The sequence below is a fragment of the Nonomuraea sp. NPDC050536 genome, from assembly GCF_044457685.1.
In the GTDB taxonomy this organism is placed as follows: domain Bacteria; phylum Actinomycetota; class Actinomycetes; order Streptosporangiales; family Streptosporangiaceae; genus Nonomuraea.
In genome coordinates, this window is the sequence record NZ_JBITHD010000017.1 from 77362 (window position 1) to 96358 (window position 18997).

Consider the following 18997-nt stretch of genomic DNA (forward strand, 5'->3'; position numbering starts at 1 on the left):
TGATTCTGACCTCGACGAGCTCGGTCAAGACGACCTCCTGGTGAGGTGGCTGAGATGCCGCGACTCTTACAGAGCAACGGCCCTAGGACAAGGGATTTCGTGGTGAAGATATCAAATTGCTACGAATTCGCTTGACATGACGCCCAGAACTGACAACATGTCGCACCAGGACGGCAATGCTGCGGGCACGTGCCCGTAACGCCGGACCAGGAGCCAGCAGGAGGTCCCCTCGTAATGACGACGCCGCCGCGCGTACGCCGCAACAATGACGCCTCCCCCGCGGCGTTCGTTCTCGACGATCTTTCCAAGCAGATCATCGAGCAGCTCCAGGGCGACGGTCGCAAGCCGTACGCGGCCATCGGCAAGGCCGTCGGCCTGTCGGAGGCCGCTGTACGCCAGCGTGTGCAGCGCCTGCAGGACTCCGGGGTGATGCAGATCGTGGCCGTCACCGACCCGCTCACGCTGGGCTTCCCCCGCCAGGCGATGATCGGTGTGAACTGCGAGGGCGACCTGGAGTCCGTCGCCGACGAGCTGGCGGCCATCGAGGAGATCGACTACGTGGTGCTGACCGCGGGCTCCTTCGACGTGATCGTCGAAGTGGTGTGTGAAGGCGACGCCCACCTGTTGGAAATTCTCAGCAAAATCCGGGCAATCCCCGCCGTGCGCGCCACGGAATCCTTCGTCTACCTGAAGCTGCGCAAGCAGACCTACTCCTGGGGCACCCGCTAGACCAGCCCGGCGTCATGGGCGATCAGCCCTGCCTGGGTGCGGTTGGCGCAGCCCAGCTTGTCCAGCATGCGTGACACGTATCCCTTGATCGTGGCCTCGGCCAGGTAGAGCCGGGCCGCGATCTGGGCGTTCGACAGCCCCTCGCCGAGCAGCGCCAGGACCTCGGCCTCCCGCTCGGTCAGCGACTCGACCAGCTCCTTGGCCCTGTCACGGGCCGGGTGCGTGTCGGCGGAGGCCGCGATGAGGCGGCGGGCGGCGGCCGGCGACAGTACGGTGTGGCCCTCTGCCGCCACCCTGACCAGCCCGATCAGTTCCTCCGGCGGCGTGGACTTGACCAGGAACCCCGATGCGCCGGCCCGCAGCGCGCGCAGCACGTACTGGTCGGCGTCGAACGTGGTCAGCACCACGATCGGCGGCGGATCCTGGAGCCTGCCGAGCCGCTCGATCGCGGTGATCCCGTCCACGCCCGGCATGCGCAGGTCCATGAGCACCACGTCGGGCCGCTGCCGCACGACCTCCTCGACCCCGGCCGCGCCGTCGTGCGCCTGGCCGACAACCTCGATGTCGCCCGAGGCGCCCAGGATCGTGCTCAGGAAGCGGCACACCATCGCCTCGTCGTCGACCACCACCACACGGATCACCGGCTACACCCCGGTCGGAACGTAGGCGGGCAGCGTGGCCTCCAGCCGGAAGCCGCCGTCGGGCTCGCGGCCCGCGCGCAGCGTGCCGTGCACGACGTCGATGCGCTGGCGCAGGCCCGCGATGCCGAGCCCGGACCCGGTGCCGGCCAGCTCGCCGGCCTCCCGGGTGGGCGGCGTGTTGCGGATCGACAGGCGCACCTGCGCCTCGCCGTACTCGACGCGGACGGTCACGCGCGCGCCTGGGGCGTGCTTGCGCACGTTGGTCAGCCCCTCCCTGACGATCCGGTAGGCGGTGCGGCCGACGACGGGCGAGGCCAGCGCCGGGTCGCCCTCCTCGACGAGCTCGGCCGGGTTGCCGACCGCCGTGGACTCGGCCACCAGCGCGGCGAAGCCCGCCACCGACGGCGTCTGCTCGCCCTCGGGCGCCGTGCGCAGGATGCCGACCAGGTCGCGCAGCTCGTCCAGCGCCTGGACGCCCGCCACCCGCAGCTCTTCGGCCTGCCTGCGGGTCTCCTCGTCGGCGGCGGTCATGCGCAGCGCGCCCGCCTGCAGCACCATCAGGCTGACCCGGTGGGTGACCACGTCGTGCATCTCGCCGGCCAGGCGGGCCCGCTCCTCGGTGCGGGCCTGCTCGGCCAGCAGATGGCGTTCGCGTTCCGCGCGCTCGGCGCGCTCGGTCAGCGCCTGGACCAGGCGCCTGCGGGCGTCGAAGTAGAGCGCGAGCAGCGGGCCGACGGCGACGCGGAGCACGCCGAGCGTGATGAGCAGCACGGACGGCTGCCACGGGTGCACGATGATCAGCGTGAAGACGGCCAGCGCGAGGACGGCCTTGCGGCGGTTCTCGCCGCAGTAGTAGAGCGGGCCGTAGGCGGCCAGCGACGTGGCGAACGGCGCCCACAAGTTGTCGGGGTTGGCCGGGGTGATCGCGCCGAGCGGCCAGATCAGCAGCGTCACGAGCAGGGTGAACGCGCCGAGCACGACCAGCACGGTCAGCGGGGCCTTGCGGCGCGCCGCCAGCGACAGACACGCCAGGGCCTGCACGCCGAGCAGGGCCCAGGCCGGCGCATCCGGCCGCGAAGGCCACCAGGACGCGTGCGTGAGGGTCAGCACGGTGTCAAGCAGCGCTAAGGCGACGGCGATCGCCACGTCCACGGCGAACCAGTGCCTGCGCATCATGCCGCCAACGGTATGACATCGGGTGAAGGGCCAGGTACCTACGAAAGTCGCATCCCGGTCCCTACGGCCGGCCCTGCCGGAGACCGGGCGCCGGATCGTGCAATGGACGGCATGACACCTCAACTGGGACGCTACAAGATCGACTCGGGATCCATCACGTTCAGGACCCGGCACCTGTTCGGGCTGGCGCCGGTGCGGGGCACGTTCGCCATCCGGTCGGGGATCGTCGACGTGGCCGAGCCGCTCGCCGACTCGCGCGTCGAGGTGGAGATCGACGCGGGGAGCTTCCACACAGGCAACGACCAGCGCGACGCCAGCGTGCGCTCGGCCCGCCTGCTCGACACCGACCGCTTCCCCGTCATGACCTTCCGTGCCGACGGCTCGCTGGAAGGGACGCTGACCGTGCGGGGCGTCACCCGGCCGGTGGCGCTGACCGTCGAGCGGTCGAAGGTGGAGTCGGGCTCGTTCACCGTCGTGGCCACCACGCGCGTCGACAGGACCGAGTTCGGCGTGACCGCCTACCGCGGCACGGCCGGGCGCTACCTCGACATCCGGGTGGAGGTCACGTGCGTGCGCTCGTAGTGGAAGGCCTGGCCAAACGGTACGGCGCGGTGCGGGCCGTACGGGAGGTCAGCTTCGGCGTCGAGCACGGGGAGATCTTCGCGCTGCTCGGCCCGAACGGCGCGGGCAAGACCACCACGCTGGAGATCATCGAGGGCTTCCGCGTCAAGGACGCCGGGGTGGTCGAGGTGCTGGGCATGGACCCGCGCGACCCGGCGCTGCGCGCGCGGATCGGGCTGGTGCTGCAGGACATCGCGGTCGAGCCGTACCTGACCGTGCGCGAGACCATCGCGCGCAACGCCGGCTACTACCCGGCGCCGCGCGACGTGGACGAGGTCATCGACCTGGTCGACCTGCGCGAGCAGGCGCGGCGCAAGGTCAAGGCGCTGTCCGGCGGCCAGAAGCGCCGCCTCGACCTGGCGCTCGGCGTGATCGGCAACCCCAGCCTGCTCTTCCTGGACGAGCCGACCACCGGCTTCGACCCCAACGCCCGGCGCGGCGCCTGGGAGCTGATCAGGAACCTGCGCGACTCGGGCACCACGATCGTGCTCACCACGCACTACATGGAGGAGGCGCAGGAGCTGGCCGACCGGGTGGCGGTGATGTCCGGCGGCCGCGTCGTCGCCACGGGCACCCCGGCCACGCTGGGCGGGCGCGACTCGGCCAAGGTCCGCATCAGCTACCTGACCCCCGAGGGGCCCGTCACCCTCGAGACCGACGACCCCACCGGCACCCTCAGGGAGCTGATCTGGAGCGGCGTCGTGCTGGACGGGCTGACCGTGGACCGGCCCAGCCTGGAGGACGTCTACCTGGAGCTGACGCGATCATGAGACTCATCTGGCACCAGATCCGCTACGAGCAGCTGTCGTTCTGGCGCAACCCGCAGAGCGCGTTCTTCACGTTCGTCTTCCCCGTCGTGGTCATCGTGATCTTCGGCGCGCTGTTCGGCGGCGTCGAGACGGGCGACTACTTCTACGGCATGTCGGCGCTGCAGTACTACGTGCCCACGATCGCCGCGGTGTCGGTGCTCGGCTCCTGCTTCAGCCAGCTGGCGATCGTGCTGGCCGCCCGGCGCCAGGACGGCATACTCAAGCGCGTCCACGCCACCCCGCTGCCGGCCCGCACCTACTTCGTCGGCCTGCTGGCCCACTGCGTGCTGGTCAGTGTCGTCGACGTGCTGCTCGTCTCGCTCGTCGGCCGGCTGTACGGCGTGCCGTTCCCCGACCCGGCGCGGCTGCCCGGGATCGTGGCCACGCTCGTGCTCGGCGCGGCGGCCTTCTGCGCGCTCGGCGTGGCCGTGGCCTCGCTGATCCGCAACGCCGAGGCCGCGCCCGCGGTGGTGCAGCTGGTGCAGTTCCCGCTGGTGTTCGTCGCGGGCACGTACATGCCGATCCACTCCGACGTGCTGAACGCGGTCTCGGACGTGCTGCCGGTGCGGCCGTTCAACCAAGCCCTGCTCACCGGGCCGACCTGGCACAGCCTCGCCGTGCTCGCCATCTGGGGCCTGGCGGGAGCGCTGGTGGCTATCCGCCGGTTCCGATGGGATCCACGGCCGGAATGATCGGCGGGATCGGGGTGTCGGCCGCGCCCTCGTCCAGGGCCATCAGGCTCACCAGGTCGTAGGCCACGTGCGAGGCGGCCACGGAGGTGATCTCGGCATGGTCGTAGGCGGGCGCGACCTCCACCACGTCCGCTCCGACGAGGCGGCATCCGGCCAGGCCGCGCAGGATCTCCAGCAGTTCCCTGGAGGTGAGCCCGCCCGCCTCGGGAGTCCCGGTGCCGGGGGCGTGGGCGGGGTCGAGCACGTCGATGTCGACGGAGACGTAGAGGGGCCTGTCGCCGATGCGCTCGCGCAGCATCTCGACGACCTCGTCCACTCCGCGCCGGTACACGTCCGCGGCCGTCAGGATCCCGAAGCCCATGCGCCGGTCGTCCTCGAGGTCCTTCTTGCCGTACAGCGGGCCGCGGATGCCGACATGGCTGAGCGCCTCGGTGTCGACGATGCCCTCGTCGACCGCCCGCCGGAACGGCGTGCCGTGCGTGTACTCGGCGCCGAAGTAGGTGTCCCAGGTGTCCAGGTGGGCGTCGAAGTGGAGCAGCGCCACCGGCCCGTGCTCGCGCGCGACCGAGCGCAGCAGCGGCAGCGCGATCGTGTGGTCGCCGCCGATGGTGACCAGCCGGGCGTCCAGCCCGTCGGCCGCCGCCTCGATGGTCTCGATGGCCTCGCGGATGTCGAACGGGTTGGCGGCGATGTCGCCGGCGTCCACGACCTGCGCCTGCTCGAACGGCGAGACGTCCAGGCCCGGGTGGTAGGGCCGCAGCAGCCGCGACGCCTCGCGCACCGCGGCGGGTCCGAAGCGGGCGCCGGGCCGGTAGGAGACGCCGCTGTCGAAGGGCACCCCCACGACCGCGACGTCCGCCCGCTCGACCTCGTCCAGCCGGGGCAGACGGGCGAAGGTGGCGGGACCGGCGAAGCGCGGGACCTGACTCGAGTCGACGGGACCTCTGTTCATGGGTGCCAGTGTTCGTCAGCCCTCTGAGCTGCGGCAATTGTCTCAGTCACGGAGAGGTACGGTGTGTTTTGTGGGCGAACACAAACTCACGGTGGAGGACCTGCTTCGCTCGCCCGCCCTGCAACTGCGCCTGCTTGCCGGAGAGGCGGGGCTGGGCAGGTCGGTGTCGTGGGCGCACGTCAGCGAGCTGGACGACCCCACGCCGTGGCTGCTCGGCGCCGAGGTGATCATGACCACGGGCCTCGGCGTGCCGCGCCCGGCCGCCCGCCAGCGCGCCTACCTGGAACGGCTCGACGACGCCGGCGTCTCCGCGCTCGCCCTGTCGGCCCAGCTGCACGTCCCGCCCCTGCACCGGGCGTTCCTCGACGCCGCGCAGGAGCGCGGGATGCCGGTGCTCGAGGTGCCGCTGGCCGTGCCGTTCATCGCGGTCGCGCAGGAGGTGGCCGCCTCCGTCCACGGCGACCACAGGCTCAGCGCGCAGCTGCAGGTCTTCGGCGCGCTGCGCTGGCTGGCCGCCGAGGACCTCGACACGCCCACGCTGTTCAAGCGGCTCGAGCGGCTGTCGGGCTACGACGTCTTCCTCTGCACGCCGTACGGCAGGCCGCTGCTGCCCGGGGTTCCGGTGCCGTCACTGGACGTGCTGCCGTCCGAGCCGGACGCGCCGCCCACGATCCCCGGCGGCTTCGTGCTGCCGGTGCCCGCGCCCGGCGGGCCCGCCGGGTTCCTGGTGGCCTTCGAACGCGAGGGCGCCCGCCCGGCGGGGCTGGCCGTGGTCCAGCACATCGCCACGGTCGCGGCGCTGCAGGTCGCCATGGCCCGCCACGAGCGCGAGACGCTGCGCCGCGAGGGCGCGGAGACGCTGGCGGAGCTGCTGCAGGACCTGCTCGACCCGCCCGCCGCGCGCCGCCGCCTGGTCAGGATGGGCATCCCGTTGGAGGCCGACGTGGTGCTGCTGGTCGTCCGCGGCGCGCCGGACGACGCGCTGCGCCGCGCCCTGGACGGCCGCCCCCACCTCATGCTGCGCCGCGGCGACGAGCACGTCCTGCTCGGCCCGCCCGCCCTGGGTACGGCCGCCGCCGCGCTGGAGGGCGTGCACATCGGGATGAGCAGGCCGTTCCCGCCCGGCGAGAGCATGCGGGTGGCCCAGCGGGAGGCCGCGTGGGCCGCCACCCGGGCCGCCGAGGCCGGCCGTACCCTGGTCGGCTACGGCGACGACCCCACCGGCCGGTGGCTGCCCGGCGACGCCTCCACGCTGTCGGCCCTGGTCGACCACGTGCTCGGCGCGGTGCTCGCCTACGACGCGGCGCACGACTCGCAGCTGGTGACCTCGGCCCGCACCTGGATGGAGCGCGACCGCCGCACCGACGAGGCGGCGGCCGCCCTGCACGTCCACCCGAACACGCTGGCCTACCGGTTGCGCCGCTTCGCCGCCCTGACCGGCAGGGACCTGACCTCCACGACGGCCTTCGCCGAGGTGTGGCTGGCGCTGCGCGCGGCCGACCAGCTCGGCATGCTCTAGACGGTCACCACGAGCTTGCCCCTGACGTGTGTGCCTGCCAGATCCGCGTACGCCCTGACCGCCTCCCGCAGCGGGTAGTGCCTGACGGGCACGAGCGGCAGGCGGGTGGCGAGATCGGCCAGGTCTCCGTGGCGCGCGGCGGTGAAGACGGTCTCGATGACGGCGGGATCCGGCTGGGGGTAGGCGATGTTCAGCACCTGGCCGCCGGGGCGGACGACCCGGGCGGCCTCGGTCAGCCGATCTCCGGGCATCGCCAGGTTGACCAGCGCCGCCACGCCCCCGGGATGGCGCCGCAGCGTCTCCGCCACGGTGTCCACGTCGCGGTAGCCGATCACCTCGGCCGCGCCCAGGTCCCGCACGAACTCCTCGTCCTCCGGGCGGGCGGTCCCGATGACGTGCAACTTCGCGGCGGCCATCAGCGGCACCGCCGCCGTGCCGACCCCTCCGGCGGCGCCGATGACCAGGACCGGGTCTCCGGGCTCGGCCTTCAGCGCGCGCAGCAGCGGCAGCGCGGTCAGGCCTGCCATGGGGATCGACGCGGCCGCCACCGGGTCCAGGTGGGCGGGGCGGGGCGCGATGGCGGGGGCGTCGGCGTCGAAGACGGCGTACTCGGCCATGGTGCCGGTCGTCAGCGAGGGCGGTGTGCAGACGATCTCCGCCATGGCCGCCGTCGGCCTGGGCAGGCCCAGGCCGAACACATTGTCGCCGGGAGCGAAGCGGGTCACACCGGGGCCGGTGACGGTGACCGTACCGGCGAAGTCGCTGCCTGGGACGTGCGGGAAGGTCAGCGGCACGGACCCGCGCAGTACGCCGCTGAGCAGGCGCAGGTCAGCAGGGTTGAGCGCGGTGGCGGCGATGCGGACCTGGATCTGGCCGGGGCCGGGCTCGGGGATCGGGATCTCTTCGAGTGCCAGGACGTCGGGCTCGCCGTACTGCCTGGCGACGAGCGCATGCATGAAACGGACCATGCGGTCAGGTTAGCACTTAACATGACCGTATGGTCCGGTTAGTTAGGATGAGGGCATGATCAGGGCCGACGCCGCGCGTAACAGGAGGCTGCTGCTGGATGCCGCAGCGGCGGAGTTCGCCGAGAACGGGATGGATGTGTCGATCGCGCGGATCGCGGCGCGGGCCGGGGTGGGCAAGGGCACCGTGTTCCGGCATTTCGACAGCAAGGAGCAACTGGTCGCGGCCATCTTCTGCGACCAGCTCGACGGGCTGGCGGCCACCGGGAAGGGCCTGCTGGAGGCGGAGGATCCCGGGGCGGCGCTGCTGGCGTTCATGACGGCGGGCGTCGAGCTGACGGCGGCCGACAGGTCGTTCTGCCAGGTGACGGCGGAGATGTCGCGGAGCGATCCGGCCATCAGGGCCGCGAGCGACCGCCTGGCCGGTGTGGCGGAGTCTCTCGCCGACCGGGCCAGGCGGGCGGGCGTCGTCCGGCCCGATGTGACCGGTCACGACATCGTGCTCCTGCTCGGTGCCGCCTCGCAGGCCGCCCTGCCGGTGGGCGACGCCGTGCCCGGGCTCTGGCGCCGCTACCTCGCGATGATCTTCGACGGCCTCCGCCCCGAGGCCGCGCATCCTCTCCCGGTCCCACCTCCCACCAGCAGGGACTTCGTCCCCCAAGCCTGATGGCGGCAGGCGCGGGGGACGGGCGGGTCAGGACAGCTGGACGGTGGCGATCTCCCAGGCGCGCATGGGGAGCGTGAGGCTGCCGTCGGTGACCTCCAGCGGCTCGCCGGGGCGGCCGCGGAGGTCGGCACGGCGGGCCTGGGTGAAGTCGCCCTCGACGACCGCCCGTGTGTCGCCCAGCGCCAGCATCCGCAGTTCCTTGCTGCCGTCGCGGCGGCGCAGCGAGGTCATGACGACCCCGTCACCGCTCACCGACAGGCCCGCGGCGGGCTGGGGCAGCGGGAGCGAGGCGTCGCCGGTGCCCGGCACGACCACCAGCTCGTGCCTGAACACCTCGGCTGCGGCCGCCACCTTCTTCCACGGCGTCACCGAAGGCCAGCGGCCCTCGGTCGCGTCCACGTACGGCATGATCGCCATCGACACCGACCTGAGCCCGCGCGACTGGGCCGCCGGGGTGGGCAGCTGCGGCCCGGCGGGCTCCGGCCGCAGCGGGTTGCGGTTGCGGGAGAGGTAGCCGACCGAGCGCAGCAGCGTCAGCGCCAGCTCGTCACCGGTCAGCTCGTACTCGGTGACGTGCTCGAGCAGCACCGCCGCTCCCCCGGCCGCCACCCAGGAGGAGGCGGGGAAGGTGGGCAGCGGCGTCTCGCCGCAGCCGCCCTCCGCCGTCAGCCCGCGCTCCACGACCGCGAACTGCCCCTCGGCGAACGACGAGGTCGCCGGCTCCGGCAGCGGGACGTGCAGCCTGACCCGGTGGTCGTCCGAGCGGTTGTCGAACTCCACGTGCAGCCGCACGAACGGCTCGTCGGCCCGCAGCTCGACCCATGTGTCCACGCGGACGCGCTCGGCGCCCTTGCGGCGCACGCCGGGCAGGAACTCCGCGCCCTCGTCCTTGGTCATCTCCGGCCAGTGGTAGACCCGCCGGACGAGCAGCTCGCCCACCAGCGGCCCCGACGACATGGGCTCGACGTCGACGGTGGCCGGGTACTCGACGAACAGGTCCGACTCAGGGGGCGCGAAGTTGTAGGTGTCGCCCACGTCGCCGCCCTCGACGATCCTGCCCGCGCCCCTGACGGTCACCCCGTCGGCGCTGGTCACCGTGAGCGTGCCGTCCTCCTCTACGGTGACCTTCACCAGCCCGTTGTCGAGCACGTTCTCCTTGCGGCGCACGAAGGCGGCGGCGGGGCGCGGCAGATCGGCCTGGGTCGGGCGGATGGCTGCGTGGCCCAGCGGCGGCACCTCGACGAGCGCGGCCACGGTGCGCCTGGGCTCGGCCTCGATGCGGACCCGCGTCAGCCCGGCGATGTGCTTGCGCACCTCGTCGACGTCGAAGGCGGCCTCGGACACGGGCGCGACGGTGAACACCAGCGTGTCGCCGTCGATGCCCCAGCCGGTGATCTGCTGGCCGTACAGCTCGGTGCCGTGGACGAAGGTCAGGGCGGTGGCCGGGTCCATCCGCTCGTCGAGAAGCAGCGTCGGCTGCTGGATCAGCGGCTGGCTGTGCACGCCCAGGCCGGCCGCATCCTCGAGCTGGTCGTACCCGGGCACGTCGACCAGGACGACGCCACGGCGGGCGGCGGGCGTCGGGTTGACGACCAGCGTGCCGCCGGTCGGCACGTTCCTGGCCAGCTCGGCGGTGACCATGTCGCGTACGGCCTGCCCCAGGTGCTCGGCCTCGGCGATGCGGGCGGCCACCTGCTGTGCCGTCTCGTCCACGCCGCAGCCGGTGATCGAGTCGTGGCCGCTGGCGTCGACCAGGCGCCACCACGCCATGTCCAGGAACCGGCCGGGCCAGTCCTTGCTCCACAGCGCGGCCAGCGGCTCGGCGTACCGCTCGACCATCCGCTCGGCGCGGCCCATGGCCTGCTTGAGGTGCGGCCTGATGGAGATCACGCCGGGCAGGATGTTGGCCCTGGCGTGCGAGCGCAGCTCGCCGGCGACCGGGGGCAGGTCGCCGAAGTCCTCGATCGCAAGGATGTAGCCGGACAGCGTGTCCATGCGGGCGCCGAGCTCGGTCACCATCGCGGGCAGCCCGGCCACCGGCGCCGAATGGTCGGTGCCGTACATGGCCAGCAGCGGCCCGACCGGGCCGTGCCACTTGCGCATCGTGGCGGTGAACTGCTTGGCCCGCCTGGCCAGCTGGTCGGGCGCCTCGAACAGGTGCGCCCCGTTGCCGTATCCGCCGGCGGGCAGGTACTGCGTCCGCACCGCCGTACCATCGGGCGCGACCCAGGCGAAGGCGTCCGTGACCACCGACGACGGCACCCCGCGGTAGACGCAGGCGTGCTCGAGCCCGGCCAGCCGCAGGATCTGCGGCATCTGAGCGGTGTGACCGAACATGTCCGGCAGGTAGCCGACCGGCATGGCCCCGCCGAGCTCGTCCGCCCTGGCCATGCCCAGCTCCAGGTTGCGGACGATGGTCTCGCCTGAGCAGAGGAACTCGTCGAGCAGGATCTGCCACGGCCCGACGGCCAGCCGCCCCGACTCGACGAGCTTGGCGATGCGGCCGCGGTTCTCCGGCCGCACCTCCAGGTAGTCGTCGACGCAGGCCAGCTGCCCGTCGAGGGTGAAGTGGTAGTCCTGATCGCGCTCCATCCGCTGGAGCACCTCGTCGAGCAGCGCCACCAGCCGCAGCCTGAACCGCTGGAACGGCTCGTACCACTCCCGGTCCCAGTGCGTGTGCGGGACAACGACGATCTCGCTCAACGAGCTTCCCCTCCGATGGGCAGGTCGTTCTGTACGGCGTAGCGGGCGGCGATGCGCTGCGCGGTGACGATGTCCGCCAGCCCGCCGTCCTTGCCGGTGAGCGGCGGCTTGCCCTCGTTCACGAAGGCGTGGAAGGCCACCAGCTGCGTCTCGAACGCCTCGGTGACGTCCCTGACCTCGGTACGGCTCTCGCCACCCGACACCACGGTCAGCGTGGTCGGCGCGTTGAGCAGGTACGGCGAGGGGAAGACGAGCTCCAGCGAACCCTTGTCGTGATGGATGGCCACGGTCTCCCGGTAGGCCGGGTAGTCCTCAAGGTAGTGCCAGCGGATCGAGAACCGCCCGCGCACCGGCAGCGAGCCGGAGATCTCGATGGATCCCGGCCCGGGCCCCCAGGTCGCGACGTGCGAGATCTCGTCGGGCGAGCCGGTGAAGCGCCGCAGCAGCGACAGGTCGTGGCAGATGGAGCCGAGCGCCACCCCGTAGAGCGCCCGCACCGCGGCGGGCGCCTCGGCGCCGAGCGCCTGGGAGACCAGCGCGTCCTCGGCGGCCCGCAGCGGCGCCACGTCCACGTCGCGGGCCTGCGCGAGGTTGGCGAAGGCCAGCTGCGACTCGCCGCTGGGGTGCAGCACGGTCACCTCGACCGTCCTGATCACCTCCGGCCCGCCGAGCGCGGCCAGCTCCTGCTCCGCTCGCAGCACCGCCGGGTCGTACTGCTTCATGTAGCCGACCATCAGCCGCCCCTCGGGCAGCGCCGCCACCTCCGCCTGGGTCAGTGCGAGCGGCTTCTCGCACAGCACGGCGTGACCGGCCGCGAGGGCCTGCCGTACGGCCTCGCCATGGGAGCCGGAGGCCAGCATGATCACCGCGTCGAAGCCGCCGTCGGCGAGCATGTCGCCCAGCGACAGGTAGCGGCGGGCGACGCCGAGCCGGTCACCGACGACGTCGGCGAGCGTGCGCGACAGGTCGCAGACGGCCGTGACCTCGAACAGGTCACGGCGGCGCGACAGCAGAGGAACGTAGACGGCCTGTGTGACGGCGCCGCACCCGACCAACGCCACCTTCATAGCCCACACTCCCTCAGCATCTCGCGATTGGCGGCCTGATCGGCGATGTTCTGCTCAACAGTCCGCCGGCCCGGCAGGGTGTCCTGCTCGATGATGACCCAGCCCTGGTAGTCGATCTCGTCGAGCGCGCGCACCACGCCCGGCAGGTCCAGCTCGCCCTTGCCGAGCGGGGCGAAGCCGCCGCGGCCCATGAGCTCGCGCAGGTCGACGCCGTCAGCGAGGGCCTGGGCCAGGATGGCGCGGTCGCCGTCCTTGATGTGCACGTGGCCCACCCGGCCGGCCCAGTCGCGGATGGCCGTCACCGGGTCGCCCCCGGCCAGCAGCAGGTGCCCGGTGTCCAGGCAGAGCTGCACGTCGGTCAGCTCGAGCAGCCGCTCCACGTCCTGCGGTGTCTCCACGTAGGTGCCCAGGTGGTGGTGGAAGGCGGGTTCGAGGCCGCGCTCGCGACAGCGGTCCGTCGCCTGCTGGACCCGCTGGGCGTAGGCGGGCCACTCCTGTGCCGTGAGGCCGGGCGCGCTGCCTCCGGGCCTGGCGAAGCGCGCGGGCGAGCCGGAGCAGGCCAGCGTCGGCCTGGGCGCGAAGTGCTCGGGCACCTCGCCCTCCCAGTAGCCGGTGGCCGCGGTGAACACCTCCAGCGCGGCCTCCAGCCCGGCCAGCCCGTCGGCGAAGGCCCGCGCGTCGCTGTAGCGCAGGTCCACCCAGCCGCCGGCCAGCGGCAGCTCGGCGCGCTTGAGCCGATCGACCAGCTCGGAGCCGGTGCCCAGGTAGCCGATCGGACCCATGTCGATGCCCTCGTACCCGGCAGCGCTCAGCGCATCGACCATCTCGTCGGCCGTCAGCGGTGGCGGCGCGTCGCTGAGCTCGAACACGCCGAAGCTGACCGGAGCGTTGGCAACTTTCCTCATGCGCATATCGCCATCACTTCGTTCTCGTAGGTTTCCAGGCGGTGCGTTCCCGCCTCGGCGGGCACCAGGGCGCGGTCTCCGCGGATCACCTGGCGGGCGCCGCCGGGGCGGACCAGGATCAGGCCGTCGGCGTCCAGCGCGAGCAGCTCGTCCCCCAGCCTGACCAGCAGCGGGTCTCCAGGGCCAGCCGAGATCGCGGTACGGCCGGCGGCCACGGCCTCGAAGACGAGGCTGGTGTCCGCGGCCAGGACCCAGGTGGTGGGCGCGCCGGGCGGGCCGTCGTCGCCGTGGCGGTGGAAGTCGCTGGCGCCGATCGGGATCACGTCGTCGCGCCAGGCCTGCGCCCAGGCCAGCGGGGCGCCCCAGCGGCGGTCCCACCAGCCGGAGTGCCAGACCTCGGCGATCCTGGGCCGTTCGGTGAGCGGTTGCAGCCAGGCGCAGTCGCCGCCGAGCGGGTGGTTGATCGAGATGAGCCCGCCCTCCCGCTGGGCGTGCCGTACCCAGGAGTCGGCGGGCTCGCGGAAGTCGACCCAGCCCACGTCGCCGAAGACGTTGGCGTGGCCGCGGTCGGTGGTGACCTCCTGGCCGGGCAGCAGCGCGATGCCCCGGTCGATCTTGGCGAGCCAGGGGTGGTGGCTGACCGTGTTGTGGTCGGTGACGGCGAGGAAGTCCAGTCCTCGGGACTTGGCCAGCTCGGCCAGCTCCTCGATGGTCAGCGAGCCGTCGCTGTGCACCGTGTGGGAGTGGAAGTCCCCGGCATACCACCGCATCCCATCGATTTCCGGAATTTCACGACGTGGCGGGCGCTCGGCCACCGGCGGCTCGGCGGTGGCCGGCCGTTCCTGGGCGTCGAAGGAGATGTCGAGCGTGTAGTCGAGCCCCTCCGGCGGGATCCGGTGCAGCCGCAGCCAGACGTGCCAGACGCCCGGCTCGAGCTCTCCCGGCAGGTAGCCGGGGGTGGCCCAGTCCGCGGTGATCGTGTACTCGTCGCGCGCGCCGCCCGACCAGCCACGGAACCCGTCGGGCGAGCCGCAGCCCAGGTCGAGCACCCCGCGCGAGCGGTCGTAGTCCAGCCTGACGGTCACCGACCTCGCCCCCGCGGGCACCTCGAACGGCACCTCCCGCAGCACCCGCTCCAGCCGGTCCTCCAGCGACCAATGACCCGTGATCACACCAGCTCCCCGTCGCGATACACCAACGCTCTGTCGGCCCGCGGTACGGCATGCCCCTCCGCGCCCACCTCGGGTTCGTCGCCCTCGGGGACCGTGGTCTGCACTGTCACGCCGTTGACCTCCAGCGTCACGAGGTGGGAGGCGCCCAGGTTCTCCACGATGGCGACCTTCCCGCTCAGCGAGCCGTCGACCGGCTCGGCGGAGTAGGCGTTGTACTCGGGCCGCACGCCGTACACGATCTTCTCCCCGTCGGTGAGCAGGCCGCGCGCGGAGGTCGGAACGGGCACCTTGCACCCGGCCACCTCCAGCGTGTCACCCCGGACCACCGCGTCGAGCAGGTTCATCGGAGTCGAGCCGATGAATCCGGCCACGAAGGTGTTGGCGGGCCGCTGGAACACCTCGGCCGGGGTGCCGATCTGCCGGATGTGCCCGAACTCCATGACCGCCATCCGGTCGGCCATCGCCAGCGCCTCGGCCTGGTCGTGGGTGACGAAGACCGTGGTGACGCCCAGCTCACGCTGCAGCTTCTTCAGGAACGTGCGCGCCTCCAGGCGGAGCCGGGCGTCCAGGTTGGACAGCGGCTCGTCGAACAGGAACGCCTGGGCCTGGGTGGCCATCACGCGGGCGAGCGCGACACGCTGTTGCTGGCCGCCCGACAGCTGACCGGGCCGGCGGTCCATCAGCTGCTCCAGGCCGAGCCGGGCGCCGACCTCGCGCGCCTTGCCGGACCGTGCGGCCTTGGCCATCTTCTTGATCCGCAGCGGGTAGGCGATGTTGTCCGTCACGTCCATGTGCGGGAACAGCGCGTAGTCCTGGAAGACCATCGCGATGTCACGGGCGCCCGGCTGGACACCGGTGACGTCGCGGTCGCCGATGACCACCGAGCCGCCGGTGGCCGTCTCCAGCCCCGCGATGGTGCGCAGCAGCGTGGTCTTGCCACATCCGGACGGGCCGAGCAGGGCGAAGAACTCGCCGTCGGGGATGGCCAGGTCGAGCGCGTCGAGCGCGGTCACGCCCCCGGGGTAGACCTTGGTCAGGCCTCGCAGTTCGATTGCGGCCATCAGCGCTTGATCCCTCCGTGGAAGCGGAAGCCGTACTTCTTGCTGACGAACAGGTACATCAGGACCACAGGGATCGAGTAGAGCAGCCCGAACACCGACAGCAGCTTGAGGTTGGCCTGGCCGCCCTCGGTGTAGAGGGTGTACATGATCACCGCGGCGGGCTGCTTCTCGACGTCGCTCAGCAGCAGGTACGGCATGAGGAAGTTGCCCCACACGTTGGCGATGGCCCAGACCGCGATCGTGGCCAGGCCCGGCCGCACCAGCGGCACCACCACGTGCCGGACGATCTGCAGCGGCGAGGCGCCGAAGACCCTGGCGGACTCCTCGTAGGACTTGGGTGTGGAATCCATGAAGTCCTTGAGCATGAAGATCGCCGCGGGCAGCAGGCCGCCGGTCAGGATGAGGATCAGCCCGAACTGCGAGTCGATCAGGTTGAGCTCCACCGCCAGCTGGAACAGCGGCACCATGGCCGCGGTGCCGGTGATGATCGAGGAGAGCAGCAGCAGCGCGTACAGCAGCGCGTCCCGCCCGGGAATCCGGACCCGGCTGAGCGCGTAGGCGGCCAGCGCCGCGAAGATCACCACGAGCAGCGCGGTGCCGACCGCCAGCACGAGCGAGTTCAGCAGCGAGGGCAGCGCGTAGGGGTGCTCGAGGATCGCGGTGAAGTTGTCCAGCGTGAAGTCGGGCACCCCGACCTGGTAGGTCGGGTCGGAGGTGAACGGCGCGGTGGCCAGCCACAGCAGCGGGATCGTGAAGAAGGCCAGCAGCACGGCGATCAGCACGTAGAACCCGATCCGCCCGGCCACGAATCTTGGGTTGAGGCCTCCTACGTCGGCCACAACCAGTGTGCTGTGTTCATTGATGCCCTCACTACGTTCGGTCATGGCTTGCTCCGCAGGAGCCGGAGGTAGAACACCGCCACCACCAGGTTGATCAGCAGGATGATGGTCGAGACCGCGGCGCCCACGCCCAGCTCGCCGCCCTGCAGCGCGACCTTGTACACGTGGACGGCCAGCACCTCGGACTTACCGTCGGGGCCTCCGGCGGTGAGCATGAACGGGGTGAAGTCGTTGAACGTCCACAGGCTGATCAGCAGCAGGTTGGTCAGGATGTGCCCGCGGATGTGCGGGAAGACCACGTCCCGCAGTTGCTGCCAGCTCGAGGCCCCGGCCAGGCGGGCGCTCTCCAGGTGGGAGGGGGGCACGTTCCCCAGGGCCGCGCCGTACAGCATCATCGAGAAGGCGGTGCCGCGCCAGGTGTTGAAGACGACGATCGACAGCATCGGGTGATCGAGCAGCCAGCCGAAGCCGGGCGTGTGCAGCAGCAGGTTGAGCGTGCCGCCGTCGCGGTCGAGCAGCGCGACCCACAGGAACGACACGACCGCGCTGGGCAGGATCCAGGCCAGGATGACCAGGCCCTCGACGATCCGCTTGAGCGGTCCCGTCCTGTCGCGCAGCAGCCAGGCGATCGTGAAGCCGAGCACGACCTGGCCGATGACGGCCGAGCCGAGCACGAACTGGACGGTCAGCCAGGTCGAGCTCCAGAAGGAGCCGTCGGCCAGGGCCTTGCCGAAGTTGCCGAGCCCGACCAGCTGGGGGTGCCTGGCCGCGAGGCCGGTGAGGCGATAGTTGGTCAGCCCCAGGTAGATGACCCAGAGAGCGGGGAAGACCAGGAAGATCGCGATGAGGACCAGCGCGGGCGCGAGGAACGCGCCCGCGCGGAGCCGGCCGAGACCTGCCGCGTCGGAGCTGTAGCGTCCGTTCGCGGGTGCCTCAGGAGGCGATGTTGCCAGCGCCACCGACTAGTCCTTCGAGCTTCTGCTGGTAGTCGGCCGCCGCCTGGTCCGGCGTCTTGCCGCCGACGACCTCGGCCGTGGCCTCCTGGAGCGCCGCCGACACCTGCGGATAGACCGCGACCGGCGGCCGGTAGGCCGTCAGGGGCAGCACCTTGTCCGAGATGAAGGACAGCAGCGGCTCGCCGGAGAGGATCTCCTTGTTGACGTCCGTGCGCGGGGTGATGCGCACGTTGCCGTTCTTGGTCTCCTCCTTCAGCGCGTCCGGGGAGAGCGTGAAGGCCGCCAGGTCGAAGGCCTCCTGCGGGTGCTTGCTGTTGGGGTTGACCGCGCGCAGCGCGCCGCCGGACATGCTGACGAAGTCCTGGCCGCGCAGGCCCTTACCGGGCTCGATGGCCGGGATGAGCGCGTAGCCCACGGTCTGGTCGCGGTCGGCCATCTTGGCGACGCCGTCCTTGGGGTTGATGACGCCCCGCCAGAAGTAGTCGCCCTCCATCAGGATGCCGATCTTGCCGGCGGCGAACTCGGCGAAGGACTTGTCCCGGCCCTTGGCCTCCTGCTGGAGTTTCGGATCGCCGAGGCCGCTGCCGCCGTAGATCTTCTGATAGAGGCCGAGCGCGTCCTTGAGCGGCTGGGACGCACCGGTCCACTTGCCGTCCTTCTGCACCTCGCCGCCGGCGCCCGCGAGCAGCGGCAGCACGCCCTGCATCGAGGTGGCCTCGCCCATGGCGGTGCCGGCGTTGATCTGGATCGGCGTCGGGATGCCCGCGCTCTTCAGCTTGGCGCCCGCGTCGAGGATCTCCTGCCAGCTCTTGGGCTGCCAGTCGGCCGGGAGCCCGGCCTTCTGAAAGAGCGTCTTGTTGAAGTACAGGACGCGGCCGTCGGTGCCGATGGGCAGGGCGTACTTCTTGCCGTTGAAGGTGGCCAGGCCCTGGACCGACTCGGGGATCTGCTGCCAGCCGTCCCACTTGTCCGCGTTCGCGCCCACCAGGTCCGACAGCGGCTTGATGTAGCCCGCCTCGGCGAACTCGCCCGCCCAGATGCCGTCGATGTCGATCACGTCGGCACCCTTGCCGGACTTGAGGTCCAGGGAGAGCTTGGTCTTGTACTGCTCGTCGTCGACGCCGCTGGGGACGAACTTGACCTTGACGTCTTTCCCCTTGGCCTTCTCAGCCGCTTCGAACTTGGGGATCACCCAGTTGGCCACGAAGTCCGCCGCCGCTGCGTTCTTGCCGCCCGCGATGGCGTTCTGCGCGATCGTGAGCTCTATCGTGTCACCGCTGCCGCCCGAGGAGCCGCCACATCCGGCGGCCGCCAGAGCGGCTACGCCGAGGACGGCGACCGTTTTTCGCAATCCCATTCATAGCCTCCGACAGGTCCTTGAGGGGAGGAAGCCCGTGGGCCAATATGTCATGACATTCATATGACGTAAAGACCGGGCCATATCTCAGGAGGATGTCCAGACGCCCCAGGAGCTACATCCGCCCGTTTAGCTACAAACTGCAACATAGAGGACATGAGTATGT

At 71.4% G+C, this 18997-nt stretch carries 18 protein-coding genes; 6 read left to right on the forward strand and 12 right to left on the reverse strand.

Annotated features, from left to right (window positions below; genetic code table 11):
• The first annotated feature begins 234 nt into the window (after positions 1-234).
• Positions 235-729 carry an Lrp/AsnC family transcriptional regulator gene (locus ACIBHX_RS37495; protein WP_397072188.1) on the forward strand — a complete coding sequence of 165 codons (495 nt, stop codon included), beginning with the start codon at positions 235-237 and terminating at the stop codon, positions 727-729.
• Here the strand turns inward: ACIBHX_RS37495 and ACIBHX_RS37500 are convergent.
• On the reverse strand, positions 726-1370 hold the full coding sequence (locus tag ACIBHX_RS37500) for a response regulator (protein ID WP_397072189.1): 645 nt from the start codon (positions 1368-1370) through the stop codon (positions 726-728). The genes ACIBHX_RS37495 and ACIBHX_RS37500 overlap by 4 nt on opposite strands.
• A gap of 3 nt (positions 1371-1373) precedes the next feature.
• Positions 1374-2546: a sensor histidine kinase gene (locus tag ACIBHX_RS37505; protein ID WP_397072190.1), complete on the reverse strand. Its 1173-nt coding sequence runs from the start codon at positions 2544-2546 to the stop codon at positions 1374-1376.
• A 111-nt stretch (positions 2547-2657) separates the two neighbouring features.
• Here ACIBHX_RS37505 and ACIBHX_RS37510 point away from each other — a divergent pair, with 111 nt between their 5' ends.
• The 3 genes from ACIBHX_RS37510 to ACIBHX_RS37520 are packed head-to-tail and all read left to right on the forward strand — an operon-like array spanning position 2658 to position 4668.
• Positions 2658-3128 (forward strand): YceI family protein, encoded by a 471-nt coding sequence (locus ACIBHX_RS37510; RefSeq protein WP_397072191.1) that lies wholly within the window; start codon positions 2658-2660, stop codon positions 3126-3128.
• On the forward strand, positions 3113-3937 hold the full coding sequence (locus tag ACIBHX_RS37515) for an ABC transporter ATP-binding protein (protein ID WP_397072192.1): 825 nt from the start codon (positions 3113-3115) through the stop codon (positions 3935-3937). The genes ACIBHX_RS37510 and ACIBHX_RS37515 overlap by 16 nt, the downstream gene beginning before the upstream one ends.
• Complete coding sequence (locus ACIBHX_RS37520) at positions 3934-4668, forward strand: ABC transporter permease (protein WP_397072193.1); 735 nt, start codon at positions 3934-3936, stop codon at positions 4666-4668. The genes ACIBHX_RS37515 and ACIBHX_RS37520 overlap by 4 nt, the downstream gene beginning before the upstream one ends.
• Here the strand turns inward: ACIBHX_RS37520 and speB are convergent.
• Entirely contained in the window at positions 4631-5620 is a 990-nt protein-coding gene (gene speB, locus ACIBHX_RS37525) for an agmatinase (RefSeq protein WP_397072194.1), read from the reverse strand. The two genes, ACIBHX_RS37520 and speB, sit on opposite strands and share 38 nt — an antisense overlap.
• 70 nt (positions 5621-5690) lie before the next feature.
• Between speB and ACIBHX_RS37530 the strand changes: the two genes are divergently transcribed.
• Positions 5691-7139 carry a PucR family transcriptional regulator gene (locus tag ACIBHX_RS37530; RefSeq protein ID WP_397072195.1) on the forward strand — a complete coding sequence of 483 codons (1449 nt, stop codon included), beginning with the start codon at positions 5691-5693 and terminating at the stop codon, positions 7137-7139.
• On the opposite strand, the gene ACIBHX_RS37535 is transcribed toward ACIBHX_RS37530, so the two are convergent.
• On the reverse strand, positions 7136-8095 hold the full coding sequence (locus ACIBHX_RS37535) for an NADP-dependent oxidoreductase (RefSeq protein WP_397072196.1): 960 nt from the start codon (positions 8093-8095) through the stop codon (positions 7136-7138). The genes ACIBHX_RS37530 and ACIBHX_RS37535 overlap by 4 nt on opposite strands.
• A 67-nt stretch (positions 8096-8162) precedes the next feature.
• Between ACIBHX_RS37535 and ACIBHX_RS37540 the strand changes: the two genes are divergently transcribed.
• Positions 8163-8771, forward strand: coding sequence for a TetR/AcrR family transcriptional regulator (locus ACIBHX_RS37540; protein ID WP_397072197.1), 609 nt, complete (start codon positions 8163-8165; stop codon positions 8769-8771).
• A gap of 27 nt (positions 8772-8798) precedes the next feature.
• Here the strand turns inward: ACIBHX_RS37540 and ACIBHX_RS37545 are convergent, their stop codons facing one another.
• From ACIBHX_RS37545 to ACIBHX_RS37580, 8 genes are read right to left on the reverse strand one after another with little or no spacing between them, the layout of a single operon-like run.
• Positions 8799-11474 (reverse strand): glycoside hydrolase family 38 C-terminal domain-containing protein, encoded by a 2676-nt coding sequence (locus ACIBHX_RS37545; protein WP_397072198.1) that lies wholly within the window; start codon positions 11472-11474, stop codon positions 8799-8801.
• On the reverse strand, positions 11471-12541 hold the full coding sequence (locus ACIBHX_RS37550; protein WP_397072199.1) for a Gfo/Idh/MocA family protein: 1071 nt from the start codon (positions 12539-12541) through the stop codon (positions 11471-11473). The genes ACIBHX_RS37545 and ACIBHX_RS37550 overlap by 4 nt, the downstream gene beginning before the upstream one ends.
• Entirely contained in the window at positions 12538-13446 is a 909-nt protein-coding gene (locus ACIBHX_RS37555; RefSeq protein WP_397072200.1) for a TIM barrel protein, read from the reverse strand. Before ACIBHX_RS37555 ends, ACIBHX_RS37550 begins: the two co-directional genes overlap by 4 nt.
• Positions 13443-14618: a CehA/McbA family metallohydrolase gene (locus ACIBHX_RS37560; RefSeq protein ID WP_397072201.1), complete on the reverse strand. Its 1176-nt coding sequence runs from the start codon at positions 14616-14618 to the stop codon at positions 13443-13445. The genes ACIBHX_RS37555 and ACIBHX_RS37560 overlap by 4 nt, the downstream gene beginning before the upstream one ends.
• Complete coding sequence (locus ACIBHX_RS37565) at positions 14615-15679, reverse strand: ABC transporter ATP-binding protein (RefSeq protein ID WP_397072202.1); 1065 nt, start codon at positions 15677-15679, stop codon at positions 14615-14617. Before ACIBHX_RS37565 ends, ACIBHX_RS37560 begins: the two co-directional genes overlap by 4 nt.
• A complete protein-coding gene (locus ACIBHX_RS37570; RefSeq protein WP_397072203.1) occupies positions 15679-16563 on the reverse strand; it encodes a carbohydrate ABC transporter permease in 885 nt (294 codons plus the stop codon). Before ACIBHX_RS37570 ends, ACIBHX_RS37565 begins: the two co-directional genes overlap by 1 nt.
• Positions 16560-17477: a carbohydrate ABC transporter permease gene (locus ACIBHX_RS37575; RefSeq protein ID WP_397072204.1), complete on the reverse strand. Its 918-nt coding sequence runs from the start codon at positions 17475-17477 to the stop codon at positions 16560-16562. Before ACIBHX_RS37575 ends, ACIBHX_RS37570 begins: the two co-directional genes overlap by 4 nt.
• Complete coding sequence (locus ACIBHX_RS37580) at positions 17452-18831, reverse strand: extracellular solute-binding protein (RefSeq protein WP_397072205.1); 1380 nt, start codon at positions 18829-18831, stop codon at positions 17452-17454. The genes ACIBHX_RS37575 and ACIBHX_RS37580 overlap by 26 nt, the downstream gene beginning before the upstream one ends.
• Positions 18832-18997 lie beyond the last annotated feature (166 nt).